The following is a 14,229-nucleotide window of genomic DNA, read 5'->3' on the forward strand; positions in this document are numbered from 1 at the left end:
CACCGTAGCCGGGGAGCGGGGAAAATACCAAGCACCCTTATTACTTGGTGCCGGGAGGTCCGCCTGCTGCCTATGCGTCCGCGTGGAGGCCGTCGAAGGCCATGGTGATGACGTCGTCCGCCAGCCGTTTCGGTGAGAGCGCCCCGCCCGGCTTGTACCACTCGACGATGGAGTTGATCATGCCGAACAGCAGCCGCGACACGGTGCGGGGGTCGATGTCCGCGCGGAGGGAACCCTCGTCGCGGGCGGCCGAAATCAGGCCGGCCACCCGGTGGTCGAAGGCGCGGCGGCGTTCCAGCGCATCCCGCTCGATCTCGGTGTTGCCCCGCAGGCGCAGCAGCAGGGTGACGAAGGGCAGGCGGTCCACCAGGACCGCCACCGTTTGCCGCAGCACAAACTCCAGCCGGGCATCCGCCGCCCCGGAGGTGGCTTCGGGCTGCTCGAGGATGGCTTCGAGGCCGCCGAGGGCGTGGTCAAGTGCGAGCTTGAGGAGGTCGCCTTTTGACGGCACGTGGTGGTAAATGGCGGATTTGGAGATGCCCAGGTTCTCGGCGAGGATGCCCATGGAGGTGGCGTCGTAGCCGTGCCGGTTGAAGACGTCGACGGCGATGCGGAGCACCGACTGCTGGTCGTAGCCGGGGCGGCCCCGCTTGGCCGTGCCACTAATGGCGGTGCCATGAGCGGCGGTTCCGTTGGTGCTGGAGGTTTCGGTGGTGCTGGCAGTTCTGCTGGCGCTGGGCATAATCGCTAGTTTCTCACGAACGGTCGGTCAGTCCGGGGACGGCGCAGCACCACCGAAACCGTCTAGGCCTTCGGCCGCATGTCGTAGATGCGGCGCAGCTTGCCGTTGGAGCGCTCAAGCGAGCCCGGCTCCACCACGTTCACGGTGCACGAAGAACCCACGTGGATCTTGATCTGCTCCTTCAAGGTGCGTGCCGCCGTCGTGCTCTGCTCGATGGTGACGGTGTCGCGGCGCTCGATGCGCACGGTCAGCTGGTCCATCCGCTGGCCCTCGGGGCGGGTGAGTTCGAGCTGGAAGTGCGGGCTGAGCTCGGGGATTCGGAGGGCGATTTCCTCGATCTGGGACGGGAAGAGGTTCACGCCGCGCAGGATGATCATGTCGTCGCTGCGGCCGGTGATGCGGCCCATTCGCCGGTGTGCGGGGCGGGCGCTGCCGGGGAGGAGACGGGTGAGGTCTTTGGTGCGGTAGCGGATGATGGGCAGCGCTTCCTTGGTGAGCGAGGTGAAGACGAGTTCGCCGTGTTCGCCGTCGCGCAGGACGTTTTCCTTGCCCGGGGCCGGGTTGAAGGGGTCGATGATTTCAGGCCGGAAGTGGTCCTCCCAGATGTGGCTGCCGTCCTGGGTCTCCACTGCCTCGCCGGCGACTCCCGGGCCCATGACCTCCGACAGGCCGTAGATGTCACAGGCCTTGATGTTCATCATCACTTCGAGCTCGTGCCGCATCTCCTGGGTCCACGGCTCGGCGCCCAGCACGGCGAACTTCAGCGAGGTGGAGGCGGGGTCGATCCCCATGTGTGCCATGGCGTCCGCGATGGTGAGCAGGTAGGTGGGCGTGGCCAGGATGGCGTCCGGCTTGAAGTCCTGAATCAGCTGGATCTGGCGTTCGGTCTGGCCGCCGGACATGGGAATGACCGTGCAGCCCAGGGCCTCGGCGCCGGCGTGCGCGCCCAAGCCTCCGGTGAACAGGCCGTAACCGTAGGCGTTGTGGACCTTCATGCCGGGGCGGATGCCGGAGGCGCGGAAGCTGCGGGCAACGAGCTTGGCCCAGTCGGCCAGGTCCTGCTTGGTGTAGCCCACCACGGTGGGGCGGCCGGTGGTGCCGGAGCTGGCGTGGATCCGGGCTACCTCGTTCTGCGGCACGGCGAACATCCCGAAGGGATACTCCTCGCGCAAATCGTCCTTGGTGGTGAAGGGGAAGTTGCCCAGGTCCTCGAGTTCGCGCAGGTCGCTGGGGTGGATGCCGGCCTCATCGAACTTGCGCTTGTACAACGGCACGCGGTCATACGCGTAAGCCACGGTGTGCTGCAGCCGCTGGAGCTGCAGGGCCTCGAGTTCGTCGCGGGAGATGGTCTCCTCGCGGTCCAGGGCGGCGTCGGTGGCGGCCGTTTCCACCGGGGCGGACACGGCAGCGGCGGGGGTTTCGGGGGCATGCAGGGTCATGGTTTTCCTACTTCTTGGGGATGGTGCGGCTGCGTCCGCGGAACTCGGCGATGAGCTCGCCCGGGGTGTTGGGCTGGGTTTCGGAGGCCGGCGCACCGGCGTCGGCGGCGAAGATCTGGATGTCGTACAGGCCGCTGCGGCCGGCGCTGGAGCGGCGGTCCGCGACGGCGGTGAGCACCTGGCCACGGAACGCCGGCTTGAGGAAATTGATGTCGACGCCGGACGCCACCGTGATGGTGCCCTCCTCGCCAGGTGCAGGGTGGATGGGGTTGCACGCGAGGGCGAAGGCGGTGTCACCGAAGGCGAAGATCATTCCGCCGTGGGCCATGCCGAAGCCGTTGAGCATTTCCTGCCGGAGGGTCATCCGGACGGTGGCATGGCCGTCGCTGAGGGCGAGGACCTCGATGCCCATCCATTCGGAGGCGTAGTCGTTTTCCAGGATGGGGTGGGTGGCCCCGGAAAGGGTGGTCTCAGCCATGCGTCATTGCCTCCAGCTTTATTTACCGAATGTTCATTAGGTAATCCCATGAGGGGGTCCGGTGTCAAGGGGGACCGGGATAAGGGGCGGGATGCGGGGTAAGGGGAGACGGGATAAGGCACGACGCCGGGACGCACCTTCCGCGGCATCGTCCCGCGAGATGGCAGATCGCGGCAGTCCTGCCCGGTGAACATTGCCGCGAAGTGCGAACTCGCGGGGGCAGGAGTGCAAGGATGGGGGTACCGGCACCAGCAAGGACAGCAAAGGGCGGACCATGGCCAAAGGCATCTACGTCAGCGCAACAACCCCAGGCTCGGGCAAGTCCCTGGTCGCCCTGGGGGTGGCGGACACCCTGCACCGGCACGCAGACAGGATCGGCTTCTTCAAGCCGGTGGTCCACGGCCCCTCGGCAGCCATCGACCCCATGGTGGCGCTGATGAAGTCGCGGTTCGCGCTGGACGACGAGCGGTGCCGCGGCGGCCTGACCTATGACGAGGTCCGCACGCTGCTGGCTGAAGGGAACCGGGCGGAAATCGACGCCCGGTGTGTCGAGATCTTCGCGGACATCGCCCGCCATTGCGACGTTGTGATCGTGGAGGGGACCGACCTGGTGGGCCAGGACGCCGCCGTCGAATTCGACCTCAACGCCCGGCTGGCCAACAACCTGGCCACGCCCGTGGTGGCCGTGGTCGGCGCCAAGGGGCGGACGGTTTCCGAGACCGCCGCCGCCGTGGAAGTTGCGCGAAAGGAACTTGCCGCCGAGAAGTGCGCGCTGCTGGCCATCATGGTCAACCGGGCGGATGCGGGGGATCTGAACGCCATCGCGGCGGCCCTGAAGCCCGGCGCTTCCGGCCGGCCCGTGTACATCCTGCCTGAGCTGGAGGAGATCGCCCGGCCCACCACCGGCGAGGTGGCCCAGGCCCTGGGCGTGCGGCAAATCGCCGGAACCCCTGACATGGAGCGCGACGTCAAGGACATCAAAGTCGCCGCCATGAACGTGGGCAACTTCCTGAATGTGCTGGACGAGGGGTCCCTGGTGATCGTGCCGGGTGACCGCGCGGACGTGATGGTCGCCTGCCTGGCATCCTCCTTCTCGCCCGAATTTCCGGTGGCATCGGCGCTTATCCTCACCGGCGGCCTGGCCCCGGATGCCAACATCTATCCGCTCCTGGCGCAGGCGCCGTTCCCGGTGTTCGCGGCGGACGAGGACACGTACCAGACAGCCCGCCGGGTGTCCGAGGTGCGCAGCGAGATCTGGTCCGGGCACCGGCGCAAGGTGGCCTCCGCCCTGGGGTTGTGGTCCCGGCGCGTGGACGAGGCTGAGCTCATGGAACGCCTGCACCTGCCACGGGCAGAGAGGATGACGCCGCTGCGTTTCCTCCACGACCTCATCGAGCGGGCCCGGGCCCAGCGCCGGCACGTGGTCCTGCCGGAAGGCACGGACGTCCGGATCCTGCGCGCGGCCGAAATCCTACATCGACGGGACGTCTGCGACCTGACAGTGCTCGGACCGGAATCCGATGTGCGCGAAGTGGCGGCGGCCAACGGCATCGATCTGTCCGGCATCAACGTGATCGATCCCGCCACGTCAGAGCTGCGGCCGGAGTTCGCCGAGAAGTACGCCGAACTCCGGGCGCACAAGGGTGTGGATCTGCCCAAGGCCTTGGAGATCATGCAGGACGTGAGCTACTTCGGCACCATGATGGTCCAGCGGGGCGTGGTGGACGGCATGGTCTCCGGCGCCGCGCACACCACCGCGCACACCATCCGGCCGGCCCTGGAGTTCGTGAAAACCCGCGAGGGCGTGAAGATCGTCTCCTCGGTGTTCCTGATGCTCATGCCGGACCGGGTTTTGGTCTACGGCGACTGCGCGGTGAACCCGGATCCGAACGTGGAGCAGCTGGCCGATATCGCGCTGGCCTCGGCCGAGACCGCGGCGCAGTTCGGGGTGGAGCCGCGGGTGGCCATGCTGTCCTACTCCACCGGCGGCTCCGGGGCGGGGGAGGCGGTGGACGAGGTGCGGCAGGCCACCGAACTGGTCCGCCAGCGCCGGCCGGACCTCGCAGTCGAGGGGCCCATCCAGTACGACGCCGCCGTGGACGCCTCCATTGCCGCCTCCAAGATGCCCGGCTCCACCGTGGCCGGGCAGGCTACCGTGTTCATCTTCCCGGACCTGAATACCGGCAACAATACGTACAAGGCGGTGCAGCAGAGCTCAGGCGCGGTGGCCGTCGGCCCCGTCCTGCAGGGGCTGCGGAAGCCCGTCAACGATCTCTCCCGCGGCTGCACGGTGGAGGACATCGTGAACACGGTGGCCATTACGGCCATCCAGGCGCAGGCCCAGAATCCAGCGCAGGCCCCGGGCTTCCAGCCCCCGGCAGAGGTGCCGGCCTCCTAGGAGACCACCAACAAAGCACGACGCCGGCACCCTGGTGGGTGCCGGCGTCGTCCTTTTGCGGGTGGATCCGTCAGCTGTTGTCCGGCTTGGCCAGGCTCTCCGGGTCTTCCTGTTTGGCTGGCTCGTCAGAGAGGCCCTGCGGCGTCAGGTCCAGGCCTTCCCGGTCCTCGGGAGCCTCCGGCGCTTCGCCCGTCTCACCGGCCTTCAAGTGGCCGGTATCGTCCAGGGCCGGGTTGGCACCCTCCACCCCGGTGGGGTCATCCTTGCTGCCGGAGTCCGGCTGCGCATCGAGTGGGGCGGTGCTGCTGGATCCCGTGTTGGTGGGGTCGTTCTCGTCGATCGAATTGGGCTCGTTCGTCATGGAATTGTCCTCTCGGCGTGGTCCAGCCTTGTCTGCCGACTCTATGCACAGGCTTCGCCTGTCCGCAAGGAACCCGCGAGATGGCAGTTCACGGCAGTCCGGCGCGCTGCTATTGCCGTGAAGTGCCAACTCGCGTGTCGGGTCGACGGCGTCGGGAACTTGCCCCACATGAAGGCACGAAAAAGGTGCGCCCCGTTCGCTGAGCGCACCCTTCTCGATTTTCCGTTCGCAGCCGTTTCCGATCGACTGGACCCATAGTAAGCATGCTGATGATTTGTTGGCAAGCGCGGACCCGGAAGGCAACACGCTGCTGCTGACCGGCCGTTAGCCGCGCCACCTATAGTGGGGGTTGAACTGCAGACGCCAGGCTGAGGAGGCCCCGCATGCTCGTGCTCGTCATCAATTCCGGTTCGTCGTCGCTGAAGTACCAGGTCCGGGACGTGGCCGCCGGGACCGTGCTCACCGAGGGGCTGATTGAGAAGATCGGCGTGGGCAACGGTGGTGGCGGGGATGGCGAGATCGTGGGCCCGCGGGACCACGCCGAGGCGCTGGAGCAGGTGGACGCGGCCATCCACCAGGAACTGGGCGACCTGGAACTGGGCGCGGTGGGGCACCGGGTGGTCCACGGCGGCGAGCGGTTTGCCGAGCCCGTGCTGGTGGACAACGAGATCACCCGTGCCATCGAGCGCCTCAACCCGCTGGCCCCGCTGCACAACCCGGCCAACGTGCTGGGCATCCGCGCCATCACCAGGAAGTGGCCCAAGATGCCGCAGGTGGCAGTCTTCGACACCGCCTTCCACCGCACCCTGCCCGAGCACGCCTGGCGCTACGCGGTCCCGGACGAGCTCTACACCAACCACGGCATCCGCCGCTACGGCTTCCACGGCACCTCCAACGAGTACGTTGCGCGCCGGTCGGCAGCGCTGCTGGACCTCCCTGTGGAGGAGTTCGACGGCGTCATCGCCCACCTGGGCAACGGCGCCTCCGTGACGGCCATCCGCGGCGGACGCTCCGTGGACACCTCCATGGGGTTCACCCCGCTCGAGGGGCTGGTGATGGGCACCCGCTCCGGCGACCTGGACCCTTCCATCCTGGTGTTCCTGGGCCGCGCCGGCTGGTCGCCGGAGGACCTCGACACCATGCTTAACCGTGAGTCGGGGCTGAAGGGACTCGCCGGCCACAACGACATGCGCTCGGTGGTGGAAGCGTCCGAGGCCGGCGACGAGCGCGCCGCTATGGCCTTGGCGGTGGCGTCCTACCGGCTGGCCAAATACATCGGCGGCTACCATGTGGCGGTGGGCGGGGCGAAGGCAGTGGTGTTCACCGCCGGGATCGGCGAAAACTCACAGCACTTCCGCGCGCAGGTGGTGGACCAACTGGGAGCGCTGGGCATCGAGCTCGACGGCGGCCTGAACGCTAAGCGGTCAAAGGAACCGCGCGTGATTTCCACGCCGTCCTCCGCAATCCCGGTCCTGGTGGTCCCCACGGACGAGGAGCGTGCCATCGCCGAGGCGACCGCCGCCGTCGTATCCGCCGCAAGCTAAGACGCATGCCGGCGATTTCCCTTCCCATCCGCACCGACCGGCTGGTCCTGCGGCGGTTCGACGGCGGCGACCTGGACGCGTTCCACGCCTACCACTCGCTGCCCGAGACCGCCCGGTACCTTCCGGGCCCGGCCAAGACCTACACGCAGTCGATGGAACGGGTGGGCCGGTACGCCAACTTTGTCTTCGAGAAGGAAGGGGACTGGGTGGCCCTCGCCATCGAGGCAGCCGGTGAGCCGGGCCTGCTGGGCGAGGTGGTGCTTAAATGGCTGCCGGGCCGGGGACAGGCTGAAGTGGGCTGGACCCTGGCGCCGGCGGCCCGCGGCAGGGGTTACGGCACGGAGGCGGCCAATGCCGTGCTGCGGCTGGGCTTCGAGGAGCTGGGGATGCACCGGATCGAGGCCCGGCTGGACGAGCTCAACTCCGCTTCGGCATCGCTGTGCGGCCGGCTGGGCATGCGTCTGGAGGCACGGCACATCGACAAATGGCACTACAAAGGCCAGTGGGCCACCGAGGTCATTTATGCCATCCTGGCCGATGAATGGCGCATCGGTTCCGGCGGTTAGCCGTTACGCGCGCCCCTTCAGGATCAGGTTCCAGTAGATCTTCGGAAACACGTCCCGGTCCAGCACCCAGGACAGCCTGCTTTCGTTCCATGTCGGCAGCCGGGGGATGGTGGGCATGGGCCGGTACCGGTCATCGAATTCGGCGAACACCACCGTGTCCCGCGACACCGTGAACGGACACACGGAGTAGCCGTCATACTTGGCCCGCAGCGGCCTTCCCTTCCGGGCCGCCACCAGATTCTTTGCCACCACCTTTACCTGCTTCCGGAGGGACCCGCCCGACTTGGAGTTGGTGGTGCCGGCGGCGTCGCCCAGCGACCATACATTGGGGTACCGGAGGTGCCGAAGCGTCTGCCGGTCCACCTCCACGAAGCCGCCCGCATCCCCCGCCGCCGGCAGGTCGGTGGCCTTGAGCCAATCCGGGGCCGACTGCGGTGGAACGGCGTTAAGGACGTCGTACGTCAGGTCCTCAGTGGTATTGGCGGCGTTGTCCCGGATGGTGGCCCTGCGGCCGGCAGGGCTGACGGCCACCAGCTCGCTGTCGGTCCGCAGCTCGATTCCGTACTCCGCAATCTTGCGGTCCAGTTCCCGGTCCACCTCGGGCACCCCGAACACGGTGGGGTAGGGCTGGACCATCACCACCCGGATCTTGTCCAGCACCCCCTGTTCACGCCAGTAGTCGCACGCGAGGTACATGGGTTTCTGCGCGGCGCCCCCGCACTTGACCGGCCCGGCCGGCATGGTGAAGATCGAGGTCCCGGAGCGCATGGCGCTGAGCAATGCCCAGGCCTTGGGGGCCAGGTCGAATTCGTAATGGGAGGCGCCGTACGGCGAGTGCACGGCATCGGCCAGGCCGGGCACTGCGTCCCAGTCGTACTGCAGTCCCGGGCACACCACCAGCTGCCCGTAAGCCACCGAATTCCCCGACTCGAGGGCCACGGTGTTGGCGTTGGCGTCCACCCCCGCGGCGGCATCCCGGATCCAGGTGACACCTTGGGGGATGACAGACTCCTGGCTCCGCACAGCCTCCTGGGCCTGCGCCCGGCCGCCGGCAATATGCGAGAACAGGGGCTGGAAGAGGTGGTGGTCCCGAGGCTCGATCAGCGCCACGTCCTTGACACCGTAGCGCTGCAGCCGGGCCGCCAGGGAGATTCCGGCATTGCCGCCGCCGATGATCACCACCTCATGCTGGGCAGCCACTGCGTTACTTCTTCTCGCTCAGCGCGGACGCCTTGTGTGCTGCACGGGCGCCGGTTTTGTCCGATTCCACCACGTACTGCGGTTCGTCCTCACTGGCCCGGTGCGTGTTGCCGTCGAGTTCAAAGTCGCTGGTTTTCTTCTCCACGATCCTGCCGTGCGTCTTGCCCTGTGAAGTGTTCCACTCCACGCGCGTTCCCTTGCTCAACGACATGCCTGCTCCTCTGGTATCCAGCCCGGAAATCACGTGCACCCCAATGGTAAGCATGGTTAGCTTTTTCGGGTACGGCGAGGCGTATCGATTGCTCCGTAAATGCCGTATTGAGGGCTGAAAACGGCGTTTACGTGGGCCCACGCCGGCAGGGTTCCCCAGCCGAGCTTGCGAGGCTAGGGGGCCGGTGGGGAGCAATCGGTGGATTACTTCAGGCCGGCACCCGGAAGCAGCTCCGTGGCGCCCAGCGCGTCCGCGATGAACGCGTAGTCCCAGGCCCGCTCGCGCCATTGCACGTACCGGCCGGAGGCGCCGCCGTGGCCGCCATCCATCTCGATCTTCATCACGATCGGCTCGGACCCTGTGGTCTTGTTCCGCAGCTCCTGTACCCATTTGGCAGGCTCCACGTAGAGGACGCGGGTGTCGTTGAAGGACGTTACGGCAGCGATCTTGGGGTACGCCACCTCCCGCACGTTCTCGTAGGGCGAGTAGGACTTCATGTAGGCGTACGCCTGCGGATCGGTAATGGGGTTGCCCCATTCCTCCCACTCCAGCGCGGACAGCGGCAGGTCCGGGTCCAGGATGCTGGTGAGCGGATCCACGAACGGCACCTGGGCCACGATGGCTGCGTACTTCTCCGGCGCCATGTTGGCCACGGCACCCATCAGGAGTCCGCCGGCCGAACCACCCAGCGCGGCGATGCGGGAGGGATCCACCCACCCCGAGCCGGCCAGCCAGTCCGTGGCGTCAACGAAGTCGGTGAAGGTGTTCTTCTTGGTGAGCTTCTTGCCGTCCTCGTACCAGTGCCGGCCCAGCTCGCCGCCGCCGCGGATGTGCGCGATCACGAACACCACGCCGCGGTCCAGCAGTGACAGCCGGGCAATGCCAAAGCCGGGGTCCATGCTCATTTCGTAGGAGCCGTACCCGTACACCAGGCCTGCCGCCGTCGAATCCTGCTTGATGCTCTTGTGCCGCAGCACGGAAAGCGGGATGCGGGTGCCGTCCGCCGCCGTCGCCCATTCACGCATGGCCACGTAGTCACTGCCGTCGTAGCCGCCCAGCACCGGGCTTTCCTTGCGCAGCAGCAGCTCGCCTGCGGGCCGCTCAACAGTGGGCAGGACGAAGTCGTAGATGCGCGACGGCGTGAAGTAGGACGTGTAGCCCAGCCGGATCACGGGGGCTTCATAGTCGGAGCCGCCCACCCCGGCCGTGTAGAGCTCCTCGTCGAACGCGGGCTCCACGGGCTCCTGCTGTGCGGGCGTTCCCAGTCCGGCCAGTTCCATCACCTGGACCCGCTCGATGGTGTCCTTGCGGATGGAAACGATCAGGTGGGTGGCGGTGACGCCGGCGCCGTTCACCCGGACGTCGCCGGAATGTTCGACGACGGTCTGCCAGGTTTGTTCTGCCAGCGGCTTGCGCAGCCCGGCCGGGTCCGCCAGCGAGACCATGGAGTTGATGGCGCCGCGGTTGTGCGTGAGCAGGACTTTCTCTTCACCGTCGAGCAGGAAGGGCTCGGCTTCGTAGAGGATCCGTTCGTCCCGGGAAATCACGATGCTGACCGTCGCTGTGGGTTCGTCGAAGCGGAGCAGCCTGGTTTCGCTGTACTCCGAGCAGCCGATGCCCAGCACCAGGTACCGCCGGTCGGCGGAAAGTTCGAAGCCCAGCCACATCGCGGGGTCGTCCTCCTGGTAGACCACAGCATCCTCGGCGACAGGCGTGCCCAGGACGTGCGCCTTCACCTGGTAGGGGCGCCAGGACTCGTCCACCACCGTGTAGAACAGGCGGGAGCCGTCCGGGGAGAAGGCAACCCCGTAGAAGATGTTCTCGATGACGTCAGGCAGCAGTTCGCCGGTGCGCAGGTCCTTGATCCGCAGCGTGAAGCGTTCGTCGCCGGAGTTGTCCACGGCATAGGCGTACAGGTTGCCGTCCACGGTGACAGCGGTGCCGCCCACAGAGAAGAACGGCTTGCCTTCGGCTTCGACGTTGCCGTCCAGCAGGATTTCCTCGCCGGGAATGCCCACCCCGGCCTCCACTGCCGGGGGAGTCCAGTCAGCCACCTTGTCCCCGGTGTCCTGCGCCTTCACGCGGCAGTGGATGCCGTATTCCTTGCCTTCGGCGGAGCGGCTGAAGTACCACCAGCCGTCCTTGCGGTGCGGGACCGAAAGGTCGGTTTCCTGGGTGCGGCCCTTGATCTCCTGGAAGATGGCCTCGCGAAGCGGCTCCTGGCGCGCGGTGACCGCTTCCTGGTAGGCGTTCTCGGCCCACAGGTGCTCCACCACTTCCGGCGACTCCTTGTCCCGCAGCCACTCGTAGTTGTCCACGAACGTCTCCCCGTGATGGGTGCGTTCGGTAGGGATTTTTTTGGCAACCGGGGGAGCGGGAATGGCGGTGCCGGTGGAATCCTGCAGGGAAGTGGAGGTCATGGATTCAATATATAGACCGCCGCCAGCAAGCCGGCAGGCCGTTCGCTGACGGGGGAGAAGCGACAGTGTGGAACGGGGCGAAAGACTCTTGGTCCTGCCCGCGGTGCCGGGCAGGCTGGAAGGGCGCTGCACGGAGGCGCTGCAGGGAAAGGAGAACGCCATGACACTCGAAACCGGACCCGCTCCCCGGGCCAAAGCATGGCTTGCGGTGGCCCGCTATGTCGGAACATCCTGCGTGCTGCTGGCGCGCCGGCGGGTGCACCTGCCCAAGGAGAACGTGGGCCGGGTGCTGCGCTTCGCCGACGGAAGCACGTCGCGGGTCTACCGGGAGACCGCCGTCGACCGCCAGCCCAGTGAGCCCTGTGTCCTGGTGGTGGCGTTCACGCTGCGGCTGGTACGCGGCCGGGCACACCGCCTGTTCGAGGCGGAAAGCATCCTGAACACCCCGCTCTTCGTGGGGTTCCCGGGCTTCGTTTCCAAGCTCTGGTGCGCCCACGACACCTTCGGCGCCTACCGCGGGCTCTATGAGTGGGACGGTGCCGAGCGGGCCCGCAAGTACGCTTCGGCCCTCTGGCGGGTCCTGGAACTGGTCAGCGTTCGCGGCTCGATCAGCTACAAAGTGCTGCCTGGGCTGCGCCGAGACCAGGTCCTGGCGGACCCCGCCAGGATCGCGGCGGTGGGACCAGACCACGCCTGGTGGCGGCTCCGCACCCAGAAGTGACGGCCGGGCGCGCATGGACGGCGGGCAAGGCACGACGGCGGACACCGACCTTTTAGTGGTCGGCGCCGGTCCCGCCGGGCTCACCACCGCCCTCCAGGCCCATTCCCACGGCGCCACCGTGCGGGTGGTGGACCGGCGGGAGCACCGGGTCCGTCCCTCGAGGGCGCTGATGCTGCATGCCCGGGCACTGGAGGGCCTCCGCCCGCTGGGCGTGACGGATATGCTGCTGGACCGGGCAGACACGACGCCCGAAGCACGGATCCACCTGGGACGGCGGGTGGTCGCAGCCCGCCTGGGGCACGCGGACCTCCCGGACACCGCGTTCCCGCACCTGACCCTGGTGCGGCAGGCCGACGTCGAGGAGGTTCTCTGGGAGGCGCTGCAGGCCCGGGGCGTGCGGGTGGACTGGGGCGTGGAGTTCCGTGGTTTACACAACGAAGACCGTCCGGCCCAAGGACCGCACAGCGGCCTGGTCCACGCCAGGCTGCATGGACCCAACTGGCCTGGCCATCACGTTTCCCGCTTCCTGGCCGGCTGCGACGGGCAATCCAGCACCGTCCGAGGCATAACCGGTGCACGGTGGCGCGGCGGACCGTACCGGGTGGAGGCAGTCCTGGCCGACCTTGAACTTGATGGGCCCCTGGATCCGGGGCTGTTGCACGTGGCGGTGGGGAGCGGCGGCCTGGCGTTCCTTTTCGCACTGGGCGAGGGGGCCACGTGGCGGCTGCTGGCCACCCGGCCGGCAGCACCGGGGCCAGGCGCGTCCTTCGGCCAATTGGGTCCGCCCGTACCGCCGGACGAGGTGGCGCGGCTGGTCAGGGAGTCGGGCCTGGACGCCGCTGTGCGGGAGGTGCGTTGGTCCGCGCAGGTCGCGCTGCAGCACCGCATTGCCAGCACATTCGGCACCAGCCCGGTATTCCTTGCCGGTGACGCCGCGCATGCCCACTCACCGGCGGGAGGACAGGGCATGAACAACGGCATTCTGGACGCCCTCAACCTCGGCTGGAAGCTGGGGTTCGCCTCGACCGCCGGCAGGCCGCTTCCGGAACTGCTGGAAACCTACGGCCTGGAGCGGCTTCCCGCGGCCCGGCGGGTGCTGGCGTTGACGCACCTGATCTTCTTCGGTGAAGCCTCGCCGCACCCCGTGGCGCGCCTGGCCCGCGGCGTCCTGCCCGCGTTCGCTCCGGTCCTGCCGCCGCTGCTCCGCCAGCAGTGGCTCACCGCCAGGGGAATCAGGCTGCTGGCCCAGCCGTTCGTGAACTACCGGAACAGCGCCATCTCCCGCGAGGGCACTCCCCGTGCCGGAAAGTGGCCGCGTCCCGGTCAGCGGCTGCCGGACGCTGCGGCTTCGGTGGACGGGCAACTTGTCCGCCTTCACGAACTGACCGCCGTGCCGGGCATCCACCTTTTGCTGGAGCGCGACGCCGGCCCGCTCGCGCTGGGTGCGGGCCCCGCCGCCGCGGCGGTGGAGAACCGGCCCCAGTTGCTTCACGTGCACCGGCTCGTCAGCCACCCCGGCCGGGGCGTGGTTGCGGTCCGCCCCGACGGTTACGTGGGCTTCCGTTGCGGCGAGGCGGACCCGGCCCAGTTGCTCGACTGGCTCCGTCTGGTCGGTGCCGCCCGGGATTAGGTGCGCCCCGGGACTGCGGCGACCTTCCGCCGTCGTGATGCTCCATCACTTATGGCTCCTAAAGCTGCCTTTTAGGGACCAAACCCGATAGGGCAACGGGGGCGGGGAGGGTAGTTGCGGACGGGCTGCGGGCGTATTCTGGTCAGTTCAAGGCACATCCGCCCACTGTGATCCGCCGAGCGTTTGATCCAACCAGCGTGAGAGGGGAAGTTTCATGACCATCCCGCCAGTGCACGAACCTGAGCCGTTTCCGCCCGAACCCGGTCCGGAGCCTACATCGCCGGATCCCACCCAGCCGCGTCCGCCCGGCCCGCCGTCACCAAATCCGTTCCCGGCACCGCCGGCGCCCGGCCCGCTGCCGGTGCCGGATCCAGGGCCCGCGCCGCTGCGGCCGGACCCCACCAGGGACTGACCGGAACCTGCTGGAACTATGACTCCCAAAAGGGGCCTTCCACACAGCGACAGCTGTGGTGGAGGGTCCCTTTCCTCTGCTGCGGGCAACCCGGTGAAAGGGCCCGG

The 14,229-nt window shown here is 67.8% G+C and carries 12 protein-coding genes; 5 read left to right on the plus strand and 7 right to left on the minus strand.

Going from position 1 to position 14,229, the window contains the following annotated elements; translation table 11 throughout:
• Positions 1 to 70: 70 nt before the first annotated feature.
• The 3 genes from QF031_RS02905 to QF031_RS02915 all read right to left on the minus strand — a co-directional run bounded on the left by QF031_RS02905 (position 71) and on the right by QF031_RS02915 (position 2,659).
• Positions 71 to 742, minus strand: coding sequence for a TetR/AcrR family transcriptional regulator (locus QF031_RS02905; RefSeq protein ID WP_307423848.1), 672 nt, complete (start codon positions 740 to 742; stop codon positions 71 to 73).
• Positions 743 to 804: 62 nt separating this feature from the next.
• Entirely contained in the window at positions 805 to 2,181 is a 1,377-nt protein-coding gene (gene paaK / locus QF031_RS02910; RefSeq protein WP_307423851.1) for a phenylacetate--CoA ligase PaaK, read from the minus strand.
• A 7-nt stretch (positions 2,182 to 2,188) separates the two neighbouring features.
• Complete coding sequence (locus tag QF031_RS02915; RefSeq protein WP_307423854.1) at positions 2,189 to 2,659, minus strand: hotdog fold thioesterase; 471 nt, start codon at positions 2,657 to 2,659, stop codon at positions 2,189 to 2,191.
• A gap of 274 nt (positions 2,660 to 2,933) precedes the next feature.
• Here QF031_RS02915 and pta point away from each other — a divergent pair, with 274 nt between their 5' ends.
• On the plus strand, positions 2,934 to 5,057 hold the full coding sequence (gene pta, locus QF031_RS02920; RefSeq protein ID WP_307423857.1) for a phosphate acetyltransferase: 2,124 nt from the start codon (positions 2,934 to 2,936) through the stop codon (positions 5,055 to 5,057).
• 70 nt (positions 5,058 to 5,127) lie between these two features.
• Here the strand turns inward: pta and QF031_RS02925 are convergent, their stop codons facing one another.
• A complete protein-coding gene (locus tag QF031_RS02925) occupies positions 5,128 to 5,418 on the minus strand; it encodes a hypothetical protein (RefSeq protein ID WP_307423859.1) in 291 nt (96 codons plus the stop codon).
• A gap of 383 nt (positions 5,419 to 5,801) precedes the next feature.
• Between QF031_RS02925 and QF031_RS02930 the strand changes: the two genes are divergently transcribed.
• Both QF031_RS02930 and QF031_RS02935 read left to right on the plus strand, forming a co-directional pair.
• Positions 5,802 to 6,962, plus strand: a complete 1,161-nt coding sequence (locus tag QF031_RS02930) for an acetate kinase (protein ID WP_307423862.1) — start codon at positions 5,802 to 5,804, stop codon at positions 6,960 to 6,962.
• Between the two features lie 5 nt (positions 6,963 to 6,967).
• Positions 6,968 to 7,528: a GNAT family N-acetyltransferase gene (locus tag QF031_RS02935; RefSeq protein WP_307423864.1), complete on the plus strand. Its 561-nt coding sequence runs from the start codon at positions 6,968 to 6,970 to the stop codon at positions 7,526 to 7,528.
• A 3-nt stretch (positions 7,529 to 7,531) separates the two neighbouring features.
• Here the strand turns inward: QF031_RS02935 and QF031_RS02940 are convergent, their stop codons facing one another.
• From QF031_RS02940 to QF031_RS02950, 3 genes are all read right to left on the minus strand, one after another.
• Positions 7,532 to 8,728, minus strand: a complete 1,197-nt coding sequence (locus QF031_RS02940) for an NAD(P)/FAD-dependent oxidoreductase (protein WP_307423866.1) — start codon at positions 8,726 to 8,728, stop codon at positions 7,532 to 7,534.
• Positions 8,729 to 8,732: 4 nt separating this feature from the next.
• A complete protein-coding gene (locus tag QF031_RS02945; protein ID WP_307423868.1) occupies positions 8,733 to 8,939 on the minus strand; it encodes a DUF2945 domain-containing protein in 207 nt (68 codons plus the stop codon).
• Positions 8,940 to 9,142: 203 nt separating this feature from the next.
• Positions 9,143 to 11,359 carry a S9 family peptidase gene (locus QF031_RS02950; RefSeq protein WP_307423870.1) on the minus strand — a complete coding sequence of 739 codons (2,217 nt, stop codon included), beginning with the start codon at positions 11,357 to 11,359 and terminating at the stop codon, positions 9,143 to 9,145.
• 160 nt (positions 11,360 to 11,519) lie between these two features.
• Between QF031_RS02950 and QF031_RS02955 the strand changes: the two genes are divergently transcribed.
• Together QF031_RS02955 and QF031_RS02960 are read left to right on the plus strand one after the other, a co-directional pair.
• The gene (locus tag QF031_RS02955) at positions 11,520 to 12,080 is read left to right on the plus strand and encodes a hypothetical protein (RefSeq protein ID WP_307423872.1); all 561 of its coding nucleotides are present in this window, start codon (positions 11,520 to 11,522) and stop codon (positions 12,078 to 12,080) included.
• Between the two features lie 13 nt (positions 12,081 to 12,093).
• Positions 12,094 to 13,710 (plus strand): FAD-dependent monooxygenase, encoded by a 1,617-nt coding sequence (locus QF031_RS02960; RefSeq protein ID WP_307423874.1) that lies wholly within the window; start codon positions 12,094 to 12,096, stop codon positions 13,708 to 13,710.
• The last annotated feature ends 519 nt before the right edge of the window (positions 13,711 to 14,229 follow it).

It is taken from the genome of Pseudarthrobacter defluvii, from assembly GCF_030816725.1.
GTDB lineage: Bacteria > Actinomycetota > Actinomycetes > Actinomycetales > Micrococcaceae > Arthrobacter > Arthrobacter defluvii_A.